Origin of the sequence: Deinococcus radiopugnans ATCC 19172 (assembly GCF_006335125.1) — a bacterium.
In the GTDB taxonomy this organism is placed as follows: Bacteria; Deinococcota; Deinococci; order Deinococcales; family Deinococcaceae; genus Deinococcus; species Deinococcus radiopugnans.
In genome coordinates, this window is the sequence record NZ_VDMO01000009.1 from 147599 (window position 1) to 173302 (window position 25704).

General features: G+C 69.9%; 28 protein-coding genes. 16 read left to right on the forward strand and 12 right to left on the reverse strand.

Annotated features, from left to right (window positions below; genetic code table 11):
- Window positions 1-22: 22 nt before the first annotated feature.
- From FHR04_RS10175 to FHR04_RS10200, 6 genes are all read left to right on the forward strand, one after another.
- A complete protein-coding gene (locus FHR04_RS10175) occupies window positions 23-985 on the forward strand; it encodes an NAD-dependent epimerase/dehydratase family protein (protein WP_139402935.1) in 963 nt (320 codons plus the stop codon).
- On the forward strand, window positions 982-1827 hold the full coding sequence (locus FHR04_RS10180) for an MBL fold metallo-hydrolase (protein WP_139402937.1): 846 nt from the start codon (window positions 982-984) through the stop codon (window positions 1825-1827). The genes FHR04_RS10175 and FHR04_RS10180 overlap by 4 nt, the downstream gene beginning before the upstream one ends.
- On the forward strand, window positions 1820-3142 hold the full coding sequence (locus FHR04_RS10185; RefSeq protein ID WP_249039068.1) for a F390 synthetase-related protein: 1323 nt from the start codon (window positions 1820-1822) through the stop codon (window positions 3140-3142). Before FHR04_RS10180 ends, FHR04_RS10185 begins: the two co-directional genes overlap by 8 nt.
- A complete protein-coding gene (locus FHR04_RS10190; RefSeq protein WP_139402944.1) occupies window positions 3139-4128 on the forward strand; it encodes a 3-oxoacyl-ACP synthase III family protein in 990 nt (329 codons plus the stop codon). Before FHR04_RS10185 ends, FHR04_RS10190 begins: the two co-directional genes overlap by 4 nt.
- 64 nt (window positions 4129-4192) lie before the next feature.
- Window positions 4193-5518 carry a 3-phosphoshikimate 1-carboxyvinyltransferase gene (gene aroA, locus FHR04_RS10195; RefSeq protein ID WP_139402946.1) on the forward strand — a complete coding sequence of 442 codons (1326 nt, stop codon included), beginning with the start codon at window positions 4193-4195 and terminating at the stop codon, window positions 5516-5518.
- Between the two features lie 77 nt (window positions 5519-5595).
- On the forward strand, window positions 5596-6717 hold the full coding sequence (locus FHR04_RS10200; protein ID WP_139402948.1) for a PQQ-dependent sugar dehydrogenase: 1122 nt from the start codon (window positions 5596-5598) through the stop codon (window positions 6715-6717).
- 4 nt (window positions 6718-6721) lie between these two features.
- On the opposite strand, the gene FHR04_RS10205 is transcribed toward FHR04_RS10200, so the two are convergent.
- From FHR04_RS10205 to FHR04_RS10215, 3 genes are read right to left on the reverse strand one after another with little or no spacing between them, the layout of a single operon-like run.
- On the reverse strand, window positions 6722-7216 hold the full coding sequence (locus FHR04_RS10205) for a MarR family winged helix-turn-helix transcriptional regulator (RefSeq protein ID WP_139402950.1): 495 nt from the start codon (window positions 7214-7216) through the stop codon (window positions 6722-6724).
- Window positions 7213-7665, reverse strand: a complete 453-nt coding sequence (locus tag FHR04_RS10210; protein ID WP_139402952.1) for a DMT family transporter — start codon at window positions 7663-7665, stop codon at window positions 7213-7215. Before FHR04_RS10210 ends, FHR04_RS10205 begins: the two co-directional genes overlap by 4 nt.
- The gene (locus FHR04_RS10215; protein ID WP_139402954.1) at window positions 7662-8138 is read right to left on the reverse strand and encodes a DMT family transporter; all 477 of its coding nucleotides are present in this window, start codon (window positions 8136-8138) and stop codon (window positions 7662-7664) included. Before FHR04_RS10215 ends, FHR04_RS10210 begins: the two co-directional genes overlap by 4 nt.
- Before the next feature lie 189 nt (window positions 8139-8327).
- Between FHR04_RS10215 and FHR04_RS10220 the strand changes: the two genes are divergently transcribed.
- The 6 genes from FHR04_RS10220 (at window position 8328) to FHR04_RS10245 (ending at window position 13238) form a co-directional block, all read left to right on the forward strand.
- Window positions 8328-9548 (forward strand): toxic anion resistance protein, encoded by a 1221-nt coding sequence (locus tag FHR04_RS10220; RefSeq protein WP_039684272.1) that lies wholly within the window; start codon window positions 8328-8330, stop codon window positions 9546-9548.
- 8 nt (window positions 9549-9556) lie between these two features.
- On the forward strand, window positions 9557-10216 hold the full coding sequence (locus FHR04_RS10225) for a nucleoside/nucleotide kinase family protein (RefSeq protein WP_249039069.1): 660 nt from the start codon (window positions 9557-9559) through the stop codon (window positions 10214-10216).
- Complete coding sequence (locus FHR04_RS10230) at window positions 10200-11057, forward strand: phosphotransferase family protein (RefSeq protein ID WP_139402959.1); 858 nt, start codon at window positions 10200-10202, stop codon at window positions 11055-11057. Before FHR04_RS10225 ends, FHR04_RS10230 begins: the two co-directional genes overlap by 17 nt.
- 108 nt (window positions 11058-11165) lie before the next feature.
- Complete coding sequence (locus FHR04_RS10235) at window positions 11166-11615, forward strand: hypothetical protein (RefSeq protein WP_139402962.1); 450 nt, start codon at window positions 11166-11168, stop codon at window positions 11613-11615.
- 45 nt (window positions 11616-11660) lie between these two features.
- Complete coding sequence (gene purU / locus FHR04_RS10240) at window positions 11661-12545, forward strand: formyltetrahydrofolate deformylase (protein WP_139402965.1); 885 nt, start codon at window positions 11661-11663, stop codon at window positions 12543-12545.
- 252 nt (window positions 12546-12797) lie between these two features.
- Entirely contained in the window at window positions 12798-13238 is a 441-nt protein-coding gene (locus FHR04_RS10245) for a hypothetical protein (protein WP_039683021.1), read from the forward strand.
- A gap of 21 nt (window positions 13239-13259) precedes the next feature.
- Here the strand turns inward: FHR04_RS10245 and FHR04_RS10250 are convergent, their stop codons facing one another.
- From FHR04_RS10250 to FHR04_RS10285, 8 genes are all read right to left on the reverse strand, one after another.
- A complete protein-coding gene (locus tag FHR04_RS10250) occupies window positions 13260-14507 on the reverse strand; it encodes an NAD(P)/FAD-dependent oxidoreductase (protein WP_139402968.1) in 1248 nt (415 codons plus the stop codon).
- The gene (locus FHR04_RS10255) at window positions 14504-15634 is read right to left on the reverse strand and encodes a semialdehyde dehydrogenase (RefSeq protein ID WP_139402971.1); all 1131 of its coding nucleotides are present in this window, start codon (window positions 15632-15634) and stop codon (window positions 14504-14506) included. The genes FHR04_RS10250 and FHR04_RS10255 overlap by 4 nt, the downstream gene beginning before the upstream one ends.
- 70 nt (window positions 15635-15704) lie before the next feature.
- Complete coding sequence (locus FHR04_RS10260) at window positions 15705-16091, reverse strand: low molecular weight protein tyrosine phosphatase family protein (protein WP_245616429.1); 387 nt, start codon at window positions 16089-16091, stop codon at window positions 15705-15707.
- A gap of 152 nt (window positions 16092-16243) precedes the next feature.
- Window positions 16244-16537, reverse strand: coding sequence for an antibiotic biosynthesis monooxygenase family protein (locus FHR04_RS10265; RefSeq protein ID WP_039683026.1), 294 nt, complete (start codon window positions 16535-16537; stop codon window positions 16244-16246).
- An 85-nt stretch (window positions 16538-16622) separates the two neighbouring features.
- Window positions 16623-18197 (reverse strand): 2-isopropylmalate synthase, encoded by a 1575-nt coding sequence (locus tag FHR04_RS10270; RefSeq protein ID WP_139402972.1) that lies wholly within the window; start codon window positions 18195-18197, stop codon window positions 16623-16625.
- Window positions 18198-18472: 275 nt separating this feature from the next.
- Window positions 18473-19843 (reverse strand): M20/M25/M40 family metallo-hydrolase, encoded by a 1371-nt coding sequence (locus FHR04_RS10275; protein ID WP_139402976.1) that lies wholly within the window; start codon window positions 19841-19843, stop codon window positions 18473-18475.
- Between the two features lie 9 nt (window positions 19844-19852).
- Window positions 19853-20845: a UDP-glucose 4-epimerase GalE gene (gene galE / locus FHR04_RS10280; RefSeq protein ID WP_139402979.1), complete on the reverse strand. Its 993-nt coding sequence runs from the start codon at window positions 20843-20845 to the stop codon at window positions 19853-19855.
- A 132-nt stretch (window positions 20846-20977) separates the two neighbouring features.
- Window positions 20978-21604: a C40 family peptidase gene (locus FHR04_RS10285; RefSeq protein ID WP_039683033.1), complete on the reverse strand. Its 627-nt coding sequence runs from the start codon at window positions 21602-21604 to the stop codon at window positions 20978-20980.
- Between the two features lie 423 nt (window positions 21605-22027).
- On the opposite strand from FHR04_RS10285, the gene FHR04_RS10290 reads away from it, so the two are divergent.
- The 4 genes from FHR04_RS10290 (at window position 22028) to dtd (ending at window position 23865) form a co-directional block, all read left to right on the forward strand.
- The gene (locus FHR04_RS10290; protein ID WP_139402982.1) at window positions 22028-22417 is read left to right on the forward strand and encodes a hypothetical protein; all 390 of its coding nucleotides are present in this window, start codon (window positions 22028-22030) and stop codon (window positions 22415-22417) included.
- A gap of 34 nt (window positions 22418-22451) precedes the next feature.
- Complete coding sequence (locus tag FHR04_RS10295; RefSeq protein ID WP_249039071.1) at window positions 22452-23087, forward strand: uracil-DNA glycosylase; 636 nt, start codon at window positions 22452-22454, stop codon at window positions 23085-23087.
- 65 nt (window positions 23088-23152) lie between these two features.
- A complete protein-coding gene (locus FHR04_RS10300; protein WP_039683037.1) occupies window positions 23153-23425 on the forward strand; it encodes a DUF1844 domain-containing protein in 273 nt (90 codons plus the stop codon).
- A complete protein-coding gene (gene dtd, locus FHR04_RS10305; protein WP_139402987.1) occupies window positions 23425-23865 on the forward strand; it encodes a D-aminoacyl-tRNA deacylase in 441 nt (146 codons plus the stop codon). Before FHR04_RS10300 ends, dtd begins: the two co-directional genes overlap by 1 nt.
- Before the next feature lie 10 nt (window positions 23866-23875).
- Here the strand turns inward: dtd and FHR04_RS20975 are convergent.
- A partial coding sequence (locus FHR04_RS20975) for a hypothetical protein (RefSeq protein ID WP_211344187.1) occupies window positions 23876-25704 on the reverse strand: 1829 nt, incomplete at its 5' end.

Genomic DNA, 25704 nt, shown 5'->3' on the forward strand with positions numbered 1-25704 from the left:
ATCCCCCTATTACGCTGAGCCCATGCGAATCCTGGTGACGGGCGCGACGGGTTTTCTGGGCGGCGCCACCGCCCGTGAACTGGTGCGGTGCGGCCACACGGTCACCGGTCTGGGCCGGGACGCAACAAAGGGGGCGGCGCTGGAGGCCGGGGGGATTGGCTTCGTGCGGGCCGACTTGCGCGTTCCTGCCGACTGGCGGCCCGCACTGGACAACACCGACGCCGTGCTGCACGCCGCCGCCCGCTCTACCCTTTGGGGCCGCTGGCCCGACTTCGTGGCCGACAACGTCACGGTCAGCCGGGAGGTGGCGCGGGCCTGCGCGGTGCGTGGGCTGCGGCTGGTGCACATCAGCACGCCCAGCGTGTACAACGCCACGCGCCTCTCGCATCAGGTGCCGGAAACCACGCCGATCGGCCCGCGCTTCGACACTCTGTACGCCCGCAGCAAGTATCTGGCCGAACTGGAGGTCACGCAGGCCCATCCGGAAGCCACCCTCCTGCGCCCGCGCGGGATTTACGGCATCGGCGACACGTCGATCATTCCCCGGCTGGCGCGGGCGCTGCGTGCGGGCCGTCTGCCCCAGCTGGTGCGCGGCGAGGTCCACACCGAACTGACGCACGTCCGTAACGTGGCCCACGCTGCACGGCTGGCGCTGGAGCGTCCTGCGCCCGGCCTCTATAACGTCACCGACGGCGTGCCGGTTCCGATCTGGGCCACGCTGGACGCGCTGGCCGACGCGCTGGGGGTGGCCCGTCCGGGCCGCTACGTTCCGGCGCGCGTCGTCGAGAACATGGCCCGTGTACTGGAACTGGCCGCCCGCCTGCACCCTGCGCGGCCCGAGCCGGCGCTGACCGCCAGCGGGGTGCGGCTGCTCACCCGCCCCATGAGCCTGGACCTGACCCATGCCCGCACGCGGCTGGGTTATGCGCCCGTGGTTCACCCGGCGCAGGGGCTGGCCCAGGTGCTGGCGGCGGTGCGGTCATGACCCACCTGCGCGTGGTTCCGCTGGCGGCGGGTGAATGCCTGAACCTGTCGGCGCTGACCGAACGCGGCGCAGCGTGGCGGGTTCAGACGTACCCGGCGGGTTTTACGCTGTTGCTTCACCCCACGCACGGCCCGGTGCTGTTCGACACCGGGTACTCGGCGCGGGTGCCAGCCGCCATGCGGCGCTGGCCCGGCGTGCTGTACGGCCTGTTGACCCCGGTGCGGCTGGACGCGCGGGAGACGGCGCGGTCGCAACTGGCCCGCCTGGGCTTCGCGGCCGAGGAGGTGGAGAACGTGATCGTGTCCCACCTGCACGCCGATCACGTGGGGGGCCTGCGCGATTTCACGGCGGCGCGCTTTCATCTGAACCCGGAGGCCTACGCGCCGCTGCGGCATTTGCACGGTATGACCGCCATCCGCAAGGCGTTCATGCCCGAACTGCTGCCCGGTGATTTCGAGGCCCGTGTTCAGCCGCTCGACTTCCAGCCTGCCCCGCCCGGCCTGTCGCCGTTTCCGCTGGCCGCCGACGTGTTCGAGGACGGCAGCGCCTCCGCGGTGCAGGTGCCGGGTCACGCGCCAGGGATGATCGCCTTGATCGTCCGCACCACCCCGGACGCCGCGCTGGACGGCGACGGCACCGGCCTGAGTCTGCTGGCCGCCGACGCCGCCTGGAGCGTACGGGCCTTGCGTGAGGGACGCGAGGTGCACCCGCTGGCCCGCGTGGTGTTCGACGACGCCGCCGCCGAGCGCCGCAGTGCCGGGCAGTTGCGCGAATGGCTGGCCGCCCATCCCCGCGCCCGCGTGATCGTCAGCCACGACGCGCCGGAGCCTGGACATGGCTGAGCGTCTGGACCGCCTGACCGTGCTGGGCCACGCGCTGGGTGAGGGCCGCCTGATGTTCCGGGACCGCGCGGCGCTGCGGCGGCACCAGGACCGGCAGGCGCGGGCGCATCTGCGCTGGGTGGCCGCGCACAGCCCCTTCACGGCCCGGCGTTTTCTGGACGCGGGGCTGGCGCTGTCGCAGTGGCGCGAGTTGCCCCCCGTGGACAAGGCCGGGATGATGGCCGCCTTCGACACCCTGAATACCGCTGACCTGCGCCTGAGCGACGTGCTGGCCGTCGCCCGCCGCGCCGAGGACACCCGCGACTTCACGCCCACGCTGCCCACCCCGCGCGGCCCGGTCACGGTGGGGCTGTCCAGCGGAACGGGCGGCAACGCGGGCGCGTTCGTGGTGTCGCGCGCCGAGCGTTTGCAGTGGGCGGGGGTGGTGCTGCGTCATCTGCTGCCCGGTTTTCCGCTGGGGCTGCTCAGAAAGCAGCGTGTCGCCTTCCTGCTGCGGGCCGACGGCGGGCTGTACCGCAGCGTGGGCAGCGCGCGGCTGGACTTCCGCTTTCTGGACCTGCTGCGCCCGCTGGACGAACTGGCCGCCGAGCTGAGCGCCGATCAACCCACGTTGCTGATCGGCCCGCCCAGCGTGCTGCGTGCGCTACTGGACGCCGGGGCCACGGCGCAGCCAGAAAGGGTGGTCAGCGTGGCCGAGGTGCTGGAGGACGATGACCGGGCGGCGCTGGAACGCGGCTTCGGCCCGGTGGTGCAGGTCTATCAGGCCACCGAGGGGCTGCTGGGCTTGCCCTGCCCGCACGGCCACCTGCATCTGAACGAGGCGCATGTCCACTTCGATTTCGAGGCGGTGGGGGACGGCTACCTGCGCCCGGTCCTGACCGACCTGCGCCGCGCCACCCAGCCGATGGTCCGCCACCGCCTGGATGACCTGCTGCTGCTTTCGGACGGCTGTTCGTGCGGCCTGGCGGCCCGCCGGGTGCTGCGCGTGGCCGGGCGGCAGGACGACGCGCTGAACCTGCCGGGGGGCGCGGGGCGGGTCACGGTCTGGCCCGACTTCCTGCGCGGGGCGATGAACCGCGTGCCCGGCCTGCGCGAGTACCGGGTGGAGCAGACCGGGGCGGCGGACCTGAGCGTGATGCTGCACCCCCTGACCCCTGAGACTCGGCCGGAGGCGTGTGTCCAGGTGCGCCGGGCGCTGGAGCGCAGCGGGGCAGACGCCACGCAGGTGCGGGTCATCGCCGGGCCGCTGGCCCCCACGCCGCCGGGGGTCAAACGCCGCCGGGTCCAACGGCTCTGGAAGGGAGGAGTGCCATGAATCAGCCGCTTGGTCTGCACGTTCGGTCCACCGCCCAGGCCCTGCCCGCCCGCGTCGTGCCCACCGCCGAGGCCGCCGCGCTGTGCGGCGTGGCGCCGGAGGTGGCCGTCAAGCGCACCGGGGTCCACGAGCGCCGCTGGCTGTCCGGCGACGAAACGGCCCTGACCTTGGGCGCCCAGGCCGCGCGCGAGGCCGTAGCGGCGGCGGGGCTGGACCTCGCCCAGATCGATACCCTGCTGAACGCCAGCGGCAGCCAGTTGCAGCCCATTCCCGACGGCGCGGCGCTGCTGGCCCGCGAGCTAGGCCTGCGCGGCGCGGCCACCTACAGCCTGCACGGCACCTGCCTGAGCTTTCTGCTGGCGCTGAACCACGCCGCCCTGCTGATCGGCGCGGGGCAGGCGCGGCACGTGCTGATCATCAGCAGCGAGGCGGGCAGCCCCGGCCTCAATGTCAGGCAGCCGGAAAGCGCGCTGCTGATCGGGGACGGCGCGGCGGCGGTGGTCGTCGGCCCCGCTGAACGGGAGGGGCAGGGCGTCCACGCCATGCGCGTCGCCACCTACCCGGAAGGCGCGGACCACACCCGTATTCGCGGCGGCGGCTCGCTGCTGACCCCCCGTCACCCGGACGCCGTGCCGGACGACTTTACCTTCGACATGCACGGCCTGTCGGTGCTGAGGCTGGCCTCGCAGGTGGTGCCCGACTTTCTGGAAGGGCTGCGCCCCGGCCTCAGCACCGGCCTGCCGGGCATTGACCGCGTCGTTCCCCATCAGGCCAGCGCGGCGGGCCTGGACCTGATGCGCCGCTATGGCTGGCCCGCCGAGCGCACCGAGGTGACGCTGACCCACCTGGGCAACGTGATCGCCGCCAGTCTGCCGCTGACGCTGCATCAGGCGCGGTCATCCGGGCGGGTGAAGGCGGGCGACACGCTGCTGCTCGTCGGCACCGGGGCGGGACTGATCGCGGGCGGCATGATCCTGCGGCTGTAGCCCGCCGTCCCTGCACCAGACAGCCTGCCCGCCCCTGCCCCTGCCCGGCGCTAGCCTGGGCCGCATGAGTCCCGACGGCCTGCCCGAAGCGTTCGATGTCCTGGTTCACCCGGCCCGTGGCCTGAGTGGCGAGCTGCGCGCCCAGCCCAGCAAGAACTACACCACCCGCTACCTGCTGGCGGCGGCGCTGGCCGGGGGCGAGACCCGCGTGGTGGGCGTCGCCACCAGCGAGGACGCCGGGGCCATGCTGCGCTGCCTGGAAGCCTGGGGCGCGGGCGTGAGTCTGGTGGGGGAGGACGCGGTGATCCGGGGTTTTGGCGCGTCCCCCCGTGCGGGCGTGACCCTGAACCCCGGCAACGCGGGCGCGGTGGCGCGCTTTCTGATGGGCGTGGCGGCGCTGACCACAGACACCACCCTCATCACCGATTACCCAGATTCGTTGGGCAAACGGCCTCAGGCGGACCTGCTGGAGGCCCTGGAACGCCTGGGCGCCCGCGTGAACAGCCACGGTGGACGCCTGCCCGTGACCATCAGTGGGCCGGTTCAGGGCGGCATGGTGGAGGTCAGTGCCGAGCGGTCCAGCCAGTACGCCAGCGCCCTGATCTTCCTGGGGCCGTTGCTGCCCCGTGGTCTGGACCTGCGCCTGACCGGGCAGATCAAGAGCCACGCCCCGCTGCGCCAGACCCTGGACACACTGGGCGCCTTTGGCGTGAGTTACAGCGCCAGCGAGGACCTCAGCCGCGTTTCCATTCCTGGCGGGCAGACGTACCGGGCCGGACGTGTCGCTGTCCCTGGCGACTACCCCGGCTCGGCGGCGATTCTGGCAGCGGCGGCCTTGCTGCTCGGCGAGGTCCGCCTGGACAACCTGCGAGAACACGATCTTCAGGGCGAGCGCGAGGCGGTGGCCGTGCTGCGCGACATGGGCGCAGACATCGTGCGGGAGGGGGACACACTGATCGTGCATGGGGGCCAGCCGCTCTGCGCCGTGACCCGCGACGGGGACGGCTTTACCGACGCGGTGCAGGCCCTGACGGCCGCCGCCGCCCTGGCGCAGGGCACCACCACCTGGGAAAACGTGTCCACGCTGCGGCTCAAGGAGTGTGACCGTATCAGCGACACCCGGCGCGAATTGCAGCGGCTGGGGATCGGCGCAGAAGAGACGGCGGACAGCCTGAGCGTCACCGGAGCCGCCCGCATTGCCGGGGGCGTCACCGCCGACGGGCACGGCGATCACCGCATGATCATGCTGCTGACCCTGCTGGGGTTGAAAGCCGACGCGCCCATCCGCATCACCGGCGCGCACCACATTCGCAAGAGTTACCCGCTGTTCTTTCGCCACCTCGAAACGCTGGGGGCACGGTTCGACTACCTGCCCACCGACACGCCTTAACGCGGGCGGCACGGGGCCCTGCCCACCCTTAAGCTGCCTGACCCCGCGCCCTCATGACCGGATGCTGGACTGTCAGGATGAAGAGACTGCTGCTGATCGGCACCCTGGCCCTGGCCTGCGCGGGTTGCGCCCAGACGGGCGGGGACGCGGCGAAGCCACCGCTCGAAACCTCTGGCCTGACCGTTCCGGCGGGCTTCAAGGTCACGCCTTTCGCCGAGGGCTTCCAGAAACCGCGCATGATGGTGGTGGCCGACAATGGCGACGTGCTGCTCAGCGACACCTCGGCGGGCAAGGTCTACGTGCTGCCGGACCGCGACAAGAATGGGGAGGCCGACGGCAAGGAACTGTTCGCCAGTGGCCTGAACCAGCCGCACGGCCTCGCCATCCACGGCGGTTACCTGTACGTTGCCAACACCGACAGTGTGGTGCGCTTCCCGTTCAAGGCGGGTGACCTGAAAGCGACTGGGGCGGCGGAAAAACTCGTCGATCTGCCCAGTGGCGGCGGCCACTCCACCCGCACCGTCGAGTTCGGTCCGGACGGGAAAATGTATGTGTCTGCCGGAAGCTCGTGCAACGTCTGCGAGGAGAGTGATCCGAAGCGCGCCGCCATCTGGGTGTACGATGCCGACGGCAAAAACGGCAAGCAGTACGCCAGCGGCCTGCGCAACGCTGTGGGCATCGAGTGGTTTGACGGTCAGCTGTATTCCACCAACAACGGACGCGACCAGCTGGGGGACGACATTCCGCCGGAGGGCTTCTACAAGGTGAACAGCGGGGATTTCTTCGGCTGGCCGTATTGCTACACCACCAAGGCCGGGGAACCCCAGGTCTGGGACAAGGACTTCGGCAAGAAGAGCGCCTCCGTGTGCCAGGACGCCACCCCCGCCTTCGCCCTGACCACCGCGCACTCCGCGCCGCTGGGGCTGGCCTTTTACACCGGCAAGACCTTTCCGCAGAACTACGCCGGTCAGATGTTCGTGGCGCTGCACGGCAGTTGGAACCGCAGCGAGAAGAGCGGCTACAAGGTCATCACCGTCGATCCCAAATCCGGCAAGGTGGCCGACTTCCTGACCGGTTTTCTAAAAAACGACAAGGCCAGCGGGCGCCCGGTGGATCCGGTGGTGGCCGCTGACGGCGCGATGCTGCTGAGCGACGACGGCGCGGGCAAGGTCTGGCGCATCCAGTACGTGGGCCAGTAGTCGGTCAGTCTGCCCGAATCCGCCCCAGCAGGGTTCTGAGGGTCTGACGCTCCCCGGCACTCAGGCCCGCCAGAAGGCGTTCCTCGTGGGTCAGATGTTGGGGCAACAGGGCGTCTACCACTTCGCGCCCCGCTGCCGTCAGGCGGGCGCGGATGGCCCGGCGGTCTGCCGCGTCGGGCAGGCGGTCCAGAAGGCCCCGAACGTTCAGGGCGTCCACCCGTTTGGTCACGGCGGGCGGCGTGACGGCCATCAGGGCGGCCAGCTCACCCAGCGTCAGGCCCTCGGGCGGGGCCGAGCGGCGCAGGGTGGCCAGCACGTCGAAAGCCGCGGGGCTCAGGCCATGCCCGGCAAAAAAAGCCTCCAGCTCGGCCTGAAGCAGGCCGGAGGTCCGCTGCACGGCGATCACGGTCAGCATCGGCTCCGGATTCAGATCGGGCCGGGCCGTGCGCCAGTCGCGTTCGATGCGTGTCAGCAGCGCGGCGGTGGGGGCGTTTTTCATCCTCGCCCCCGTTCCCGGTCCGCGGCCAGCAGGCCCACCGCGCCCAGCAGCAGCGCCGCGCTCAGCAGGCCCGTCGCGGTGGGCGCCTGCGCGGTCTGTCCCAGCCAGCCCAGGCCGGTGATGACGGCGGCCCCCAGCACCTGCCCCAGCGTGACCGCCACCGTGCTGGCCCCGGCCCCCAGCCGCGCGCCCACCGTCAGGGTCAGGCTGACGTAGGTGACGCCCAGCAGGCCGCCCGTCAGGGTCCACAGTGCTGGCCAGGCCGTGGGCCGCGCACCGTCCAGCCCCAGCGCCCAGAGCGAGAACAGCAGCCCTGCCCCCACCCCGAAGTTGACCAGTGTGGCGGCCAGCGGCGACGCCAGGACGGCGGCCAGCCGCAGGTTGAAGGCCAGTCCCGCCGACAGGCCAATACCCGCGCCCACCGTGGACAGCAGGGCCGCCAGACTCATGCCGGTCCTCCCGGCTGCAGTCCCCACAGCCGCAGTGCCAGCGCCGAGAGCACCAGCAGCGCGGCCAGGCTGCGCGCCCGGTTCAGGCGTCGGCGCGGCAGACCCAGCGCCCCGAAGTGGTCCAGCGCCAGTGCGGTCAGGACCTGCGCGGCAATCACCAGGCTGGTGGCCAGGGCCGCCCCCAGCAGCCGGGTCAGCACCACGCTGCCCACCACGTAGGCGCTGCCGACGACGCCGCCCAGCCACACCCAGCGCGGGGCCGCCCCCGCCGCGGTCCACGCACCCGGCACCCGCAGCCCGGCCAGCACAAGGCCCAGCGTCACGGCTCCCACCAGATAGGACAGGGCCGCCGTCAGCGTCACCGACTTCAATTCACCCGCCAGTGCGCTGTTCACGGCAAACTGCATCGGCAACAAAGTTCCTGCCGCCACCGCCAGCAGCAGAAAGGGGGCACGTCTGGGTTCAAGGGTCATCGGCAGATACTACACCCAGAAATAGTTTACTGGTGAAGTGAGTAAGGTTGCTGGTTTTGGTTAGAGATGGTTGCCTCGCTCTGTGCGGTGATCGGATCGGCAGCGCGGAAACGGGTTCACGGGGCTTCCCCAGCCTTTACGCCTTTTGCCGGATGCAACCCCTCACGTCGATGGTGCGTAATAGGAGATATGACCGATGGCAAGCCCGGCCCGCTGACCCCGCCCGAATCCTCCCTGAGCGCGCCGGAGGCCGTCAAGAACGTGGCCCCAGTGGACGCTCCCGAAATGGTGCCGCTCTCGCCCGAGGACCGCGCGCGCCTGGACGGCATGGCCCGTGCGTTCGCGGTGGACGTGCTGAACGCCGGGGCACACACCCCCGAGTTCAAGCGCAAACTGGACGCCGTGCATGATCTGGGCCTGCCTGAACAGCGTGCGGCGGCGCAGACCAGCAACCGCATGCTGGACCGCCCCCTGCGCGCCACCCGCAGCGGCGCCCTGGCCGAGGGCAGCGAGATCCTGAACAGCCTGACGGACCTGCGCCGCACGGTGGAAGACCTGGACCCCAGCCGCGCCCCTACGCCCCGGCGCCTGTTCGGCATCCTGCCGGGGGCCAGGAAGGTGCAGAACGCGATGGACAAGTACCAGAGCGCCCAGTCGCACCTGAACGGCATCCTCGAATCGCTGTACCGCGGTCAGGACGAACTGCGGCGCGACAACGCCACCATCGAGACCGAGAAGCTGCACCTGTGGGAGACCATGCAGAAGCTGCGGCAGTACGCCCATGTCGGCAAGGCGGTGGACACGGCCCTGACCGAGCGCCTGTCCGAACTGGCCCAGACCGATCCCGAAAAGGCCCGCATGGTCAGCGAGGAACTGCTGTTCGCGGTGCGCCAGCGCGTCACGGACCTGCTCACGCAACTGGCGGTCAGCATTCAGGGCTACCTGGCCCTCGATCTGGTGCGGCGCAACAACCTGGAGCTGATCAAGGGGGTGGACCGCGCCACCACCACCACCGTCAGCGCCCTCAAGACCGCGCTGATGGTCTCGCAGGCGCTGGGCACGCAGGGCGCCGTTCTCGGGCAGATCACCGCCATCAACGACACCACCGGCAAGATGATCGGCTCCACCGCCAGCCTCCTGAAGCAGCAGTCCACCGAGATTCAGCGGCAGGCGGGCAGCGCCACGGTGGACCCGCAGATTATCCAGGGGGCCTTCCGCGACGTGTACGGCGCGCTGGACGCCATCAGCGCCTACCGCCAGCAGGCGCTGGAGCGCTTCACCGAGACCATGCAGGTGCTGGACAAGGAGGTGGCCCAGGCCCAGACCTATCTGGACCGCGAACGCCAGCAGGTGGCCCGCGAGGTGGCCCAGGACCTGAACGTGACCAGAGAGGGTGAGTTGAAGCTCTGAACGCCCGTTTGAAGCTGCTGGGAGGGTTGGCCGCGAGGCTGGACACTCAGCCGGCCCACCCCGTTCTGCGTGTCGCCGTGGATGGGGTGGATGGTGCGGGCAAGTCCACGTTCGCCGACGAGCTGGCCGCCTCCCTGCGCGAACTGGGCCGCGAGGTCATCCGCGTCAGCGCCGACGACTTTCATCACCCCCGCGCCATGCGCTACCGGCTGGGTCGGGATTCGCCCGCAGGCTTCTACCGCGACTCCTACGACCATGCGGGGCTGAGGCGGACGCTGTTGGACCCGCTGGGGCCGGGCGGCTCACTGCGGTACCGCACGGCAATCTTGGATGTGATCTCGGATCAGCCGCTCTTTGAACCGGAACAGATCGCCCGGCCCGGCAGCCTCCTGATCGTGGACGGGCTGTTCCTGCACCGTCCCGAATTGCGTGGCCTGTGGGATGATTCTATCTTTCTGCGCGTCGATTTTGCCGTCTCGGTGCCACGCGGCGCGGCGCGCGGCCCCGGCTTCGGCTCACCCGATCCGGAGGCCGAGAGCAATCGCCGCTACATCGGCGGGAATCGGCTGTATTTCCGCGAGACTCAGCCGGAAAAGTGGGCGGGAGTGGTGGTGGACAACAACGATCTGAAGGCCCCGTTTATCGTCTGCGATGCAGCCGGAAGCTGAGGCGCGCTCCGTCCTGGGGCCATCGGCACGGTTGCTGTCGGTGGGAGCGACCTGCGAGGTTTATACGGCTGTCGGGCGGGTGCTGCGGCTGGCGCGGAGTCCGGAAGCGCGGCTTCACGCTCAGGCGGGAGTCATGCGGGCGCTGTCTGCCACTGGCGTGCCGGTGCCGGAAGTGCTGGACGTCGGCTGGCTGCCGTCTGGCCGGGCTTTCACTCTGGAAACCCTGGTGACTGGCGATGACGCGGGACCATCGGCGGCAGGCTGGGCGGACCTCGGCCGCGCTTTGGGCGTGCTGCACGCTCTGCCTCATGCTGGATTTGGTCTTCTGGAAGATCGGGCGGTGGGGTTTCAGGGCGCGGCCTCTACGTCAGTCGATGGCCTGCGCACCCGTCTGCAGGGGTGGCCGTTGAACGGGGGCGAACTGTTTGCCCAACCGCTGCTGCGGCACGCGCCGGACCTCGCCACGCCGCTGCGGGCGCTGGAGGCCGAGCTGTGGCGGGTGGCTGGAACACCTGCCACCCTCCCTTCCGCCCTGTGCCACACCGATCTGCACGCCGGACAGATTCGCTGGCAGGCCGGGCGATTGAGGGCGTTGCTGGATTTCGGGGACGCCGCCGTCGGCCCGCCTGCGTGGGATGTGGCCAGCGTGGCCTATTTTCACGGCTGGAGCGCGGCGGCGCGCGTGGCCGAGGCGGCGGCGCTGGCGTGTGACCGCGACGCGGCCCTGTTCGGCCTGCTGCTGGCCCTTCACCGGGCGGGCCGCGCTGCCGAACAGGGCGGCCCGGCGCGGCTGGACGAGGCTGTCGCCTTCGCGCGGGGCTGCGTGCGCCGCCTGGCGTAAACGCCTGATCCCGCTCCCTTGACCCTGCGCCTGAAACGGGCTAGGCTGGCCCATGAACTTACCTACCGGTAAGTCAATACTCGAGCATCCTCCAAGGAGTTCACCATCATGGACGAAATCATCATCCAACCGGCCCTCCACAACGCCATCGGCGGCCTTGTCGTGCTGGCCGCCATCCTCACCGTCGGCCTCAACTGGCGCGGCCTCGCCACCCTCAAGACCTCGGTGGGCACCGCTTCGGGCAGCCCGGATTCCCTCCGCAGCCCCGCGCTGGGCGGCTGGCAGAACGCGGCGCTGATCGTCTTTCAGATCGCGCTGATCGTGCAGGCCTTGATCGGTATCAAGCTGCTGGACCAGGGGCTGGGCACCGTGCAGAAGTACGTGCATTACCTGGGCGGCGTGGGCTCGCTGGGACTGGTGATGCTGTACTACTGGCTGCCCAAACGCGACGCACGCGACAGCCGGGTCAAGGCGCTGGGCCTGACCGTGGCCTCGCTGGCCTTCGTGCTGCTCACCTTCGTCGTCGGCGGCCTGTACGCCCGCGGCGGCCTGAGCTAAACCGGGACGCGGGGGCTGGGGCCGGGCTCCCGTATGCTGCGCCCCATGACCGCGCCTGCCACCGTTCCCGATCCGCTGAATACGGCGACACTGACCATCACCTGCCCGGACCGCGGCGGGATCGTGGCGTCGGTGTCGCAGTTCTTGCACCACCACGGCGCGAACATCATCCACAGCGATCAGCACAGCACCGATCCGGCGGGCGGCACCTTCTTCATGCGCATGGAGTTCTACCTGGACGGGCTGGACCTGTCCCGCGACGGCTTCGAGCGTGCCTTCGCGACCGGGGTGGCCCGGCCGTTCGACATGGCATGGACGCTGGCCTACCGCGCCGAACCCCGGCGCATGGCGATTCTGGTCAGCCGTTACGACCACTGCTTTCTGGACCTGCTGTGGCGCAAACGCCGGGGCGAGCTGAACGTGACCATCCCGCTGATCATCAGCAACCACGAGGAGCTGCGCCGTGACGCCGAGATGTTCGGCCTTCCTTTTCATGTCGTGCCCGTGAACAAGGCCAACAAGGCCGAGGCCGAGGCCGAACAGGTCCGGCTGCTGCGTGAGGCCGACGCCGAGTTCGTCGTGCTGGCCCGCTACATGCAGATTCTGTCGGGGGACTTTCTGCGCGGGTTCGGGCGGCCCGTGATCAACATTCACCACAGCTTCCTGCCGGCCTTTGTCGGCGCCAACCCCTACCGCGCGGCCTTCAACCGGGGCGTCAAGCTGATCGGGGCCACCAGCCACTACGTCACCGAGGAACTCGACGCCGGGCCGATCATTGCCCAGGACGTCGTGCCGGTCACCCACCGCGAGACGCCCGACACGCTGATGCGTCTGGGCCGCGACGTGGAACGGCAGGTGCTGGCCCGCGCCGTCAAGGCCCACGTCGAGGACCGTGTGCTGGTTCATGGCAACAAGACGGTGGTGTTCTAGAGCATCTGTCAAAAGTGCTGTTTGCTTTTGACCGAACGGACTGGCACAGCTCGCAGAGAGTGAGTGAATTGTGCTGAGCATTTGGGACTGGTACAGCTCCGAAGGAGAGAATGGAGGCATCAGAAGTCTTTTTTCTGATGCAGCAATTCGGACAAATGCTCTAGAAGCGGTGGACCACGGCCAGAAGACCGCGCTCATCAACTCTTGCCGTTTGCCTTTGACCCGGCCCGCTCCACCCCGTAGGCTGGGCCCATGGCAACCCTGTATGTGATTCTGCTCACGCTGCACAACATCAACCGCTGGCTGGTGGTGCTGGCGGGCGTGTGGGCGCTGTTCCGCGGCTTCTCGGGCCTGAGTTCGGGCCGGACCTTCACCGCCGCCGACCGGCGTCCGGTGGTGGCGTTCGTGGGCACGGTCAGCCTGCAACTGGTCTTGGGGCTGCTGCTGTTCGGCTTCATGGGCGCCCAGAACATCCCGGTTTTCGCGGGGGCACGCGCCAGCTTCCAGTGGGAACACCTGGGGTTGGGGGTGCTGGCCGCCGTGTTCGCCACCCTGGCCTCGGCGCTGAGCAAACGCGCGAGCGGCAATCCGGCCAAATTTCGCGCCGTGACCGTGTGGACCGTGCTCAGTCTGGTGGTGGCGCTGGCGGGGATTCCGTGGTGGAGGCCGCTGCTGCGCTTCTTCAACGCGTAGGGGTTGATGCCCTGATTGGGGTCAGCCCCCGGTGGGCTGCAGGGCTGACGCGGGGGTGCCCCGTCTCCTCGGGGGCCGCAGCATCTCGGCGAAGGCCCGCGCCCCCTGCCTTTTCGAGGGCATGTACCACACGAAGAACAGCAGCCGCAGCCACCACGCGGCCGCGCCGGTCAGCGGGACGCCGAACAGTTCGCCCACGCCGTCGCCTCGTCCCAGGCCCGCCACCTGACCCAGCCCCCGGTACGAAAAGCGCTTCAGGGACCGCGCCTGCACGCTGCGGGCCATGTTGTGCCCGGCCCACATACCGTGCTTCATGGCCCACAGGGCATTAACCGGGCAGTCCCCGGCGCGGGCCGGATGCCTGACGCGGGCCGCGTCTCCGCCGGTCCACAGCCGGGTCTGACCCTGAACGCGCAGGAAGTCGTCGGTCAGCAGGCGGCCGGCGTCGTCGCGCGGCAACTCCTCGGTGCCGGGCAGCACGCTCAGGGCGATGCCGGCGGCGTACAGGATCTCGTTGACCCGCAGCGACGCGCCGTCTTCCAGCCGCACCTCTCCAGCCCTGATTTCGGTGACCCGCCGGCCCAGGTGGAGCTGCACCCCGGCGCGTTGCAGCGCCTGCCGGGCATGGGCCGCCAGGCCACCAAACCGGCCTTGCAGGCAGTCCAGCACGCCGCCGCTGCACAGCAGATGCACCTCGCCCGGTACGCCGGCGCGGGTTAGCCGCTCGCGCAGGGCCGCCGCCATCTCCACGCCGGCGAAGCCGCCACCGATCACGGCCAGGGTGGTGGGCTGCCCGTCCGCCAGTCGCTGCGCCAGATGGGCGCGGAACGCCTGCATGTCGCGGCTGTCCTTGAGCCGCCAGCCGTGTTCGCGCAGCCCTGGCACACGCTCAAAGGGATCGCGCGATCCGGTGCCGATCAGCAGGTGGTCGTAGCACAGGGTGCTGGTCCGCCCGGCCTGATCCTGGACATGGACACGCTGCATCGGCAGCTCGGCGCGGGTCACGGTGGCCTCGATCACGCGGGCCTGCGGCAGCAGGTCCCGGAGGGGGGTCAGCGTGCGTTCCAGCGGCAGCACGCCGCCCAGCACCTCGCCCGTGAAGCCGTGGAAGGTGTGGTACGGCGTGCTGTTCACCACCGTGATCTCCACCTGCCCGCGCCGCACCTGACGGCCCAACTGGCGCATCACGGCGCGGTAGGCGTCGATGCCCACGTAGCCGCCGCCCAGGATCAGCAGGCGGGCGCGCACGGCCGAGGCGTGGCGGCTCATGCGAGCGCCGTCCCGGCCACGCTGGCCGCGCTGTCTGTGGGCAGAGCTGTGGGCAGAGGGTCCTCGAACCGCCGGTTCAGGTTCACCGGTTGCCCGAAGGTGTGCGGCGGCGCCAGGGTAAAGCCCAGATGCGCGAAGCGGTGGGCCAGCCCCAGCATGTGCTCGGCCTGCCCCACGCTCGGCGTGCCCAGCGCGAAGTGCCCCTGATGTCCGGCCAGCCCCAGCAGCAGCGTTTCGGCCAGACAGGCGTAGGCGATCCCAGGCGGCAGCCCGATGTAGCCCCGGCGCACGATGCCCGGCACGCTGACCAGTCCGCCGTCCACGATCCGCACGTCCGGCCGCGCCAGCAGCAGCTCCGGGCGGGTGTTGCGCGGCTGGGTGTCGTCCAGCACGATGGCTCCCGCCTTCAGGTGGCGGCTGTCCAGCAGCGCGTCCGCCGCCGAGGTGAGCAGCACCACCACGTCGGCGCGGCGCAGATCGTCCAGCGTCGTGCTGAGCTGCGCGCGGCCCGGTTCCAGCGTGGCGGCCAGCGCGTCCAGGCGCTTGCGGTTGCGGCCCACCAGCAGCAGTGGCTGGGCGGTCTGGCGGGCCAGCAGCCCGGTCAGTGGCGTGCCGACGCTGCCGCTGGCCCCGACCACCGCCACCCGCGCGTCCGGCGCGCACTGCCTCAGCAGCCGCAGCACGCCCTGGAACGTGACGGCCGCCGTAAAGGCATTGCCGTTGGTGATGCCAATGTCCGGGCGGTGCCGCAGCGCCGCGCCGCCTGCCGTCGCCGGGGCGGTCAGCGCGCCCAGGCCCACCGTCCTGGCCCCCAGGTCACGGGCGCGGGAGACGGCGCGGTCAATGGTGTCGCGCACCCGGCGGCTGCCGCTCAGCAGTTCGGACGGCGTGAGCGGCACGGTGATCAGCCACCCGGCCCTGAACCCCGGCGCGTCGGCGTATCGCAGCGTCCCGGTCACGGCGCTGGGCAGCCTGACCCGGCGCATCAGCCCCTCGTACACCGCGTTGGGCACCCAGCCCAGCGGGCGGCACACTCCGCCCAGGTCACGCGCCACGTCGGTGCGCGGGTGCACCAGAAAGGCGACCGGATGCCGTTGCTGTTCTGGAGTGCACTGATCGGTGTTCATGCCCGGATCATGGCGGGCGGCCCATGATCGGGCCATGATCGGGGAGGAGTGGGAAATGCCCAGAGCGTGGTCAGGGGAGGGCTGCGGAGACACCACCTGGGAGGGAAGGGCGCGGACCTGGGCTGTCTTCGCGCGGCGTCACCCGTTCCAGTCGCCACGGCACCAGCCTTCGCAGCATGTCGATCAGTTCCGGGTCCATGAATTCGTAATCGTCGGGGATGCCCAGCGTGAGGAGACGGTCATCCGGTAGCGCCCCATTGAAACGCTGGCGCAGGACGTCCCGGTGACGCTTTTCCATGCAGACGGCCACGTCGGCCCATTCCAGCAGGTCGCGGCTGACCGGCGTTTCGGCGTCGCGGTGGGTGCCGGCCGAGGTCACTTCCCAGCCGGGCGTGCCGCAGAAGATCGCCTCGGCGGTGGGGCTCCGCAGCCTGTTCTGGGCGCAGACGAACACCACGCGCAGGGGCCGGGTGATACGGACTCCGATTGAAAAGTGTTGAAAACACCTGGAAATCCGAGCAGAGCGAGGAGAAAAAGAACGGGTTCCGGACGTGGAGTGTAGACATCGGAGCTGTCTCGACCTCTGTCGCGTTACAAACGGAATCCGTATTACAGGGCCACCTGCACGTAATGCTCCACCGTGGGGAACGGATCGTAGAAGTGGTGCAGCACTGCCCGCCATTCCTCGTATTCGGCGCTGCCGCGAAAGCCCTCGGTGTGGTCTTCCAGGGTCTCCCACCACACCAGCAGGGCGTATTTGTGGTCATCCTCCAGGCAGCGTTGCAACTCGTGGCGCACGTAGCCCTTCATGCTGGCGATGATGCGCTGCGCCCCCGCGAAGGCGGCCTCGAACGCGGCGGTCTGGCCGGGGCGGATGTGGAGGAGGGCAATTTCCTGGATCATGGGCGGGACCCCTGACTCTCTTCTGGCTTCAGACGCCACAAATTTTTCTTGGGCAGTGAGGCAAAGTGCGGCGCACCGTCTCTGTTCAGATCCGCCCCGGCGCGAATTCGCCCTGACGCCGCTCGGCCCCCATGCCGGCCACGATCATGTTCTGCACACGAATCCACGCGCGGGCGCTGGCCTCCACCACGTCGGTGGCGACGCCCAGACCGTGCAGCAGCGTCTCGCCGTGGCGGGCGCTGACGCTGACCTCGCCCAGCGCGTCGCCGCCCTGCGTGACGGCCTGGATGCGGTAGCTCTCCAGCGTGGGCGTGAGGCCCGTGATCTTGTTGATGGCCTGGAAGGCGGCCTCCACCGGGCCGTCGCCGTGCGCGGTGGCGTCCACCGGGCCGTCCGGGGTTTGCAGGCGCACGAAGGCCACCGGGGTCATGTTCATGCCGGAGGTGATCTGAAAGCCTTCCAGGCTGAAGGTCTGCGGCACGTCGCTGCGGGAGTCCACCAGGGCACGCAGGTCGTCACTGAAGATCTGCCCCTTGCGGTCGGCCAGATCCTTGAAGCGCCCGAACAGGTGCTGCACCTTGTCGTCGGGCATATCGGCGTAGCCCAGATCGGTCAGTGCCTTGCGGAAGGCGGCGCGGCCCGAGTGCTTGCCCATCACCAGCACGGCGGCCTCGCGGCCCACCAGCTCGGCGTTCATGATCTCGTAGGTCTCGCGCGCCTTCAAGACGCCGTCCTGGTGAATGCCGGACTCGTGCGCAAACGCATTGTCGCCCACGATGGCCTTGTTGGGCTGCACGGGCATGCCGCTCAGGCGGCTGATCAGGCGGCTGGCGCGGTACAGCTCGCGGGTCTGGATGCCGGTCTTGTAGCCGTAGTGATCGGCCCGCGTGTGAAAGGCCATCACGATCTCTTCCAGGCTGGCGTTTCCGGCCCGCTCGCCGATGCCGTTGATGGTGCATTCGATCTGGCGTGCGCCGCCCTCAGCCGCCGCGATGGAGTTCGCCACCGCCATGCCCAGATCATCGTGGCAGTGGCTGCTCAGGATGACGTGGGCGGGCAACTCGGCCTTCAGAAACGCAAACAGCTTGCGCATCTCGTCGGGGGTGGTGTAGCCCACGGTGTCCGGCACGTTGATGGTGGTGGCTCCGGCTTCCACGGCGGCCTTGAAAATCCGACTCAGGAAGGCCCAGTCGCTGCGGGTGGCGTCCTCGGCGCTGAATTCCACGTCGTCCACGAAGGAGCGGGCCAGCGTCACGGCCTGCACGGCGCGTTCCACCACGGCGTCGGGTTCCAGGTTCAGTTTCTTGGCCATGTGAATCGGGCTGGTGGCGATAAAGGTGTGGATGCGGGGCTTTTCCGCCGCTTCCACCGCCCGCGCCGCCGCCTCGATGTCCGCCCGCCCGGCCCGCGCCAGCCCGGTGATGATCGGCCCGCGCACCTCGCGCGCGATCCGCGAGACCCCCTCCAGGTCGCCGGGGCTGGCGATGGGAAAGCCCGCCTCGATCACGTCCACGCCCAGCCGCGCCAGCTGGTGCGCGATTTCCAGCTTCTGTGCGTGGTTCAGGGCCACGCCCGGCGACTGCTCGCCGTCGCGCAGGGTGGTGTCGAAGATGCGGATGCGGTCGGTGCTCTGCGGCTGATTGTTCTGCGGCTGGGTCATGGGTTCTCCTGTAGCGGGCTGAGGCGCGAGTTGAGCTTGGGCAGGCACGGAAAATCCCCCGAAGGGGACTCCTCCGGGGGACTGGGCGGCCACAATCTTCCTCAGCCGTTCACTCCACCGGAGGACGGGTAAGAAGGAGGCCAGAGCGGATCATGGCAGGACTGTACCCGATGTCCGGGCGGGGGCTGGGCCAGTCGTCTAGCCTCCGGATTGAGCCGGGAACGCGGCGTCCCAGAGGATGGCTGCCGGAGGCGATCCGCTCCGCGCCCTCCTGTTCAGCGCCCTGTCGGGGCCTCTGCCTTCGCGTCTCCCAGCGCGTCCATGAATGCCAGCGCGTACTGCACCCCGGTCTCGAAGTCGCGGCGCAGCACGTTCTCGTTGGGGGCGTGGACGCGGCCCGCCACATTGCCGATGCCCAGGGCGATCACCGGCGCACCGACGTATTCCATGAAGGGGTGCATCGGGCCGCTGCCGCCGCTGCTGGGGTTCAGGATGGCGTCCTGGCCGTAGACCTCTCTGGCCACCCGCACCGCCGTCTGCACGAAGGGATGGTTCAGATCGCTGCGGGCCGGGTGCTGGTGGCTTTCCAGCTCGACGATGTCCACGTCCTGCAAGCCCTGGGTGTCCAGATGGGCGCGCAGCAGTTGCACGATCCTGTCGGGGTTCTGGTCCGGCACCAGCCGGAAGTCGATCTTGACGAAGCCCTCGGCGGGCAGCACGGTCTTGCTGCCGCCATCGCCGTAGCCGCCGTGAAAGCCGTTGACGTTCAGCACCGGCATCAGGTTCAGGCGGGTGTGGTGGTCCTCAGGCGTGCCGAGGGGCCGCGTGACCTCGTAGGCGCTGTACAGCGCTTCGCCGTGGCCGGGCAGCCGGGCGATGGCCTCCAGATCGGCCTCGCTGGCGGGCCGCACATCGTCGTGAAAGCCGGGGATGGTGACGCGCCCGGTGTCGTCGCGCAGGCTGGCCACGGCCTTTGCCAGCCGCCACAACGGGTTGTCCACCACCGCGCCGGTGCTGCTGTGCAGGTCGCTGGCCGCCACCCGGCAGCGCAGTTCCAGGCACACGATGCCCTTCAGGCCCGCGTACAGGATGGGCCGGCCCTCGGGGGTCACGCTGCCGAATTCCCACCACACGCCGTCGGCCTGCAATTCGTCGGCGTGGTCCCTCACGAAGGCTTCCAGGCTGGGGCTGCCCACCTCTTCCTCGCCCTCCAGCAGCCATTTCACCTTGAGGGGCAGGCGGCCGCCGTGCCGCTCGCGCAGCGCCCGCAGCCCGGCCAGCCGCGACACGAACTCGCCCTTGTCGTCCGACGCCCCGCGTCCGTACAGTCGGCCATCCCGTTCGGTGAGTTCAAAGGGAGGCGTGTCCCACAACTCCAGCGGGTCTTCCGGCTGCACGTCGTAGTGGTTGTAGATCAGCAGCGTGAAGGGGCCGCTCCCCGCCTCGGCCACCAGCACCGGGGCCACCTGACCGGGGTAGCGGGCCACCGTGAAGTCCTCGGCCTCCAGCAGGGCAGTCACGGCGTCCGCAGTCTCGGGCAGCATGCGGCCCTGCGCGGAGACGCTTTGCAGCGCCACCAGATCGCGCAAGTCGGTCAGGCCGCGTTCGATGTGGGCGGAGAGGTCCGGAGCATCGGCTTTTGTCATGCGGCCAATCTACTTCTCGAAGCCGTGTGGATGCCCCTTGTGCCAGTTCCAGGCGGTCTGCACGATCTCCTGCAGGTCCGTGAACTGCGGCGAAAATCCCAGGTCCTGCACGATCTTCGTGGCGTCGGCCACCAGCCGGGGCGGATCACCCGCGCGGCGGGGGGCGATCTCGCGCTCCAGCGGCGTGCCCACCACGGCGTCCACCGCGTCCAGCACCTGTTTGACACTGAAGCCGTGGCCCAGGCCGACGTTGTAGGTGGCGGCGTCCGCCTGCCCGGCGTGCAGCGCCTCCACCGCCAGGACATGCGCGTCGGCCAGATCCTGCACATGCACGTAGTCGCGGATGCAGGTGCCGTCGGGCGTGTCGTAGTCCTCGCCGAAGATCAGCATTTTCTCGCGCTGACCCAGGGCGGTCATGCACGCCAGTTCGATCAGGTGGCTCTGGCTGGGGTGCGCCTCGCCGATGTCCCCGGCGGCAGCCGCCCCGCACACGTTGAAGTAGCGCAGGACCGTGTACGGCAGACCGTGCGCCGTGTGGAAGGCGTGAATCATGCGCTCGGTCATCAGCTTGGTCTCGCCGTAGACGCTCTCGGGCTGCAGGGCGGCGGTCTCGGGAATCGGCACGGCGTCGGTGGTGCCGTACACGGCGGCGGTGCTGGAAAAGACCAGTGGCACCTTGCGCGTCTCCACGATGGCCTGCAGCAGATTCAGGCTGCCCACCACGTTGTTGCGGTAGTAGCGGGCCGGGGCGCGCATGCTCTCGCCCACCTCTATCAGCGCGGCGAAGTGAATCACAGCGTCGGGCTGGTGGGCCTCCAGCGCGGCCTTGACGCTGGGGAAATCCAGCAGGTCGGCCTTGATCAGTTCCACGTCGTCCGGCAGGGCTTCAGCGTGCCCGCTGGAGAGGTTGTCCAGCACCACCACGCGGTGCCCCGCCGCCCGCAACTGCCGCACTGTGTGTGAACCGATATAACCTGCGCCGCCGACGACCAGAAGTTTCATTGCGGTTCAGGGTAGCAGGCGCGGTCTGAACGGGCGTGTCTGTCCCACAGATCTGTCCCCACAGAAAGGAGGCGGGCGGATGAGTCGATGTCATCCGCCCGCCTCCATCGTGGTGCTCTGGCTCACTCTGGCTCAGTTCATGACGCGGCGCGCGCCGTTGTAGCGGTTGGCCCAGTACGCATTGGCGAACAGCGGCTCGATGACGGTGCGCCCCTTGTAGCTGTTGGCATTCGCCATCATGCCGTCGCCCACGTACAGTCCCACATGACTGGCGACACGCCCCATGGTGTTGAAGAACACCAGATCGCCCGCCCGCAGGTCGCGGCGGCTGACCGCGCGGCCTGTGTTCCACTGCCCGGCGGCGGTGCGCGGCAGGTTGATGCCCAGGTTGCGGAACACGCTCTGGGTAAAGCTGGAGCAGTCCAGCCCGTTCCGGCCATTGCCGCCCAGCGCGTAACGCACGCCCAGGAAGCGGGCGGCGGCGGTCCGCACGTAAGCGCCGCCAGTGGTGCTGGCGGCGGGGGCGGCGTTGCGGACGGGCGCGTTGACGGTGGCCCCGCCGATGTTCAGCTTCTGCCCCACCTGAATGGTGCTGCTGTTCAGACCATTGAGGCGCATCAGCGTGCCGGCGTCCGTCCCCGTGGCGCGCGCGATGGCGGACAGGGTGTCACCGCTCTTGACGGTGTACGTGGAGGCCAGGGCAGCGGTGCTGGTCAGGGCGGCGAAAACGAGGGGGAACAGAAGGCGGGAGTAATTCATCGACTTCAGAAGTTTAGCGCAGCTTTATTTATTCGCTCTTAATTCTTGCACTTAAACGCTCTGGTTATGCGCCTATACGTTCTTTATGCGTCAGGCCACTGCGTGAACAGAATGAAAATTTGGCCTCTGGCTCAAGCTTCTCAGACTTCGGCTCATCTTCGGGGCAGCTGAAAAAGTGGCGTCAGTCACAGCCGGAACCCCAGGTGTGCGGTTTGTCATTAACTCATCCCGCTCACATGTGAAATCGGGCAGTCGGGATGAGGGAAGGGTTGACGCGGCGTGGCGCCCGGCTTCCCCAGAAAGACGCTGAAAAGACTCCGGCCTCCTATACTTGAAGGCAGGACACAGCGGCTCGCCCCGAGATTCATGGACGAGCACCGATTGACCCGCACCCATCGATCAGACACCTGATCTGGAGGACCGATGAAGGAACCCATGACCACCGATCAGTTGCTGCAAGGTCTGAAGCACTACCGCCGGATCGCCCGTCAGGACATGCTGCGCGCGCCCGAAACGCCGTGGCCGGCCGCCTTCTTGAAACACGCCGAATGCCGCCGCGAGATGTACGTGGCGCTGGGCACCTACGCCGAGAAGCACGCCCCAGACGACGTGGTCACCCACGCCCTGAAGCTGTACGAGGCCATTCCGTTTTCCACCGGCACCCCTGAGCACGAGCATCCGGAGTTGAAGGGCCAGGAAAACGCGCTGGAAAACTTCTTTCTGCTGGTGGGCCTGGACCCCAAGACCCGCCGCGAGGCCCGCAGCCGCCGCCCCAAGTTGACCCCGACTGAGGAAGCTGCCGCTGGCAGCTGAAGCCACGCAGCGGGCGGCGCTGCAGGCGCTGGAGTTGCAGAGTACCGGCTGCGTCGCCTGCCGCCTGCGCCCAGGCTGTAGCGGCGTCGTGGTGGCCGAGGGTGATCCGGCCGCGCCCCTGGTCATTATCGGCGAGGGGCCGGGGCGCGAGGAAGACCGGACGGGCCGCCCCTTCGTGGGGGCCGGCGGGGCGTTGCTGGACCGTATTCTGGCGTCGGCAGGCATCGGGCGGGACGAGGCGTACCTGACCAACACGGTCCGGTGCCGTCCCCCCGGTGACCGCCCCCCGCGCCCCGACGAGGTGGAAACCTGCACCTCGCTGTGGCTGGACGCGCAGCTGACTCTGCTGCGCCCGCGCGTGATCCTGAGTCTGGGCAACACCGCCACCCAGCACCTGCTCAGCACCGGGCGCGGCGTCGCCAGCCTGCGCGGTCAGTGGTTTGCCCTGACGCCGGATGACGGCGACGGCGGGACGTACCAGACGCTGTTGATGCCGCTGTTTCACCCCGCGTACCTGCTGCGCCACCCGGCCCGCACCCCCGGCACCCCCAAGGCGCAGACCTGGCGCGACATCCGCGAGGTGGCCGCCGTGCTGCGCGGCGAGAAGACGCCGGATGAGCTGGCCCGGCTGGCGCCGCACGAGATGGACGGTCAACCGGGCCTGTTCTGAAGGCCATACGTCCGGCGAAGTCGCCTGTTCCCCGCACACTCTGCCCGGCGCATACACTACGTTCCATGCCTCATCCTGAATTCGTCGGACTCGTCAATTCGCTCCAGGCCACCGCCGAGGCCGCGCTGGGTGACCTGAACGCCGCCACCGCCAGCGCCGCGCGCGACGGGCTGCTGCACGAGGCCCGCGCCCGCCAGACAGCCGAGCGCAGCCTGAAGCTGCTGACCATGCTGGCCGAGAAAACGCGCGGCAACCTCGATTTCGCCGAGGCCGACCTGTTGACCGAGGCGGTGTCCAGCCTGCGCGACCGGCTGGGCAGCGGCGCTGCGGGGAACTAGTGCGGGCCGTCGTGCAGCGCGTGCGGCACGCCACCTGCACCGTGGCGGACGAGGTCACCGGTCAGACCGGGCCGGGACTGCTGGTGCTGCTGGGCGTCGCGCCGGGGGACACCACCCAGACCGCGCGGGCGCTGGCCGCCAAGATCGCCAAGCTGCGCATCTTTGGTGACGACGCGGGCAAGATGAACCGCAGCGTGCGGGACACGAGCGGCGGCGTGCTGAGCATCAGCCAGTTCACGCTGTACGCCGACACCAGCGCGGGCAACCGCCCCAGCTTCATCGGCGCGGCCCCCCCCGAGCAGGCCCGCGAGCTGTACGGGGTGTTCAACGCCGCCCTGCGGGACCTGGGACTGGCGGTGGGCGAGGGCCGGTTCGGGGAACATATGGTGATCGACCTGAGCAACGACGGCCCGGTGACCATCACGCTGGACGTCGTCTGACGCCGCCCGGCTAGGCCTCGGCGTCCTCATCTTCGGTCTCGCCCTCTGTCGCCGGGGCCACCGGGTTGCGGTTCTTGCCGATCTCGCGCACGCGCCCGCTGAAGCGGCCCTTGATCTCCTCGTACATGGGATGCGCGCGGATGTCGCCGGGGCGTGACGGCGCGGCGCTGGCCGGCTGCACGGGCGGCGCGGCCGAACGCGGCGCCGGGGCGGGCCGCTCCACCGCCAGACTGGCGTACGGCGCGTCGTCCAGATCGGGTGGACCAGCTGGTCCCGCTGCGTCGAGTGGCCCGCCGATGTCGTCCCAATCGGGTTCGACGTCAATCGGCTCCACGACGTACAGCTCGCGTGCGGCGGTGCGGGCTTCCGGCGGGGCCGCGCCTGCGGGGGGTGGGGGCGCGGCGGCCACATGCTCCGCCTGCCAGGGGTCGGCGTCGATGGTGGGCAGCGGGGCGGGGGCCACGTCGTCCGGGCTGGCGGGGCGGGGGAGACGTGTCTCGGTCACGGGGGTCTCAGGAGGCCGCGTCTGGGGCCGGGGCGGAGGAACGCTGCCGGGTGGATCCAGCGTGGCCACCGCGGCCGGGCGGGGGGGCAGGCCGCTCTGCGGGGGCGTGGCCTGCGGCGAGGGAGACGCCCCCGCCTGCGGTCCAGGCCCCTCGGCGGTCCGGCTGGCACGGCGCGGCGTGGGGTCAAAGGGGGCAATCTCGATTCCGGCGGCGGCTTCGGCGCTGGCCTGCGGGGATGGGGCGGCCTGTGCGGGGGCACTGCGCGGTATGGGCGCAGGTTGGAGGGCTGGGGCAGTGCCCTGAGGGACGGTCCCGCCGCCCAGCTTCTGCTTCTTGGTGGCCTCCGCCGTGATCAGCTCGAAGGTGACTGGGCCGAACACCCGCAGGGCCAGGGCCGAGATGTCGTCGAACTTGTTCAGGGCCTGCTTGGCGTGAAACGCGTTCTTGTCGTCGTAGATCAGGCTGACGTAGCCGGCCTCGGCGTGCATGCGCGCGGGCTTCAGGAAGGCGCGCAGCTGCATGCTGGCCGCCCGCACCACGTCGGCCCAGTTGCCCTGGGGCGCCGCGTCCTGCTGGGGGGGGTGGGCCTCGCCGTGCGCTTGACTGTCTTCCTGAATCGCCGCCACTGCCTCGCGCACGGGTTCGCGGGCAGGGGCGGGGCCTCGGCGGTCCTGGGGGGCGGCCGCGCCGCCGCCTGCCCGCAAACCGGCCAGTTCCTTTTCCATGCGGTTCAGGCGCTGCAGCAGGTCCGCCGGAATGGCCGCCGCGTGGCCCCCCGCCCCCCGGTCACCTGAAGGCCGTTCCCTCGGCCCCCCGGTGCCGCTGCCCGCACCACCACCATCGGCGGCCAGCAGGGCGTGGGTCAGGGCCAGCTCCAGACTCTGCCCGTCGGCGGAGCGGGCGAAGCGGGCCTCCTGCCCGTCCAGCGCCGCCTGCAGCTTCAGCAGCCGGGGCACGTCTGCGCCGTCCAGCCGTCCCTCGTCGTCCAGACCCAGTTCGGCGTGCAGGGCCGCGCCCAGCGCCGAGACCAGCCCCTCCACCACCGTGCGGGCCGCGAAGCCGTCGCGGTACAGCCGCCCGGCCCCCTGCAGGGCCGCGCCCACGTCCCCGGTCACCAGCGCCGCCGCGACGGCCCGCACGCGCTCGCCGGGCGGCAGCCCCAGCGCCTCTTCCACCCCGGCCCGCGTGACCGCACTGCCCGCCGCCAGCATGCGCTCCAGCAGGCTCTCGCCGTCGCGCATGGCCCCGTCGGCCAGCCGTCCGATCAGGTTCAGGGCCTCCGGCTCGGCGGTCATGCCCTCCTGCGTCGCCAGCCCCGCCAGTTTCCCGGCGA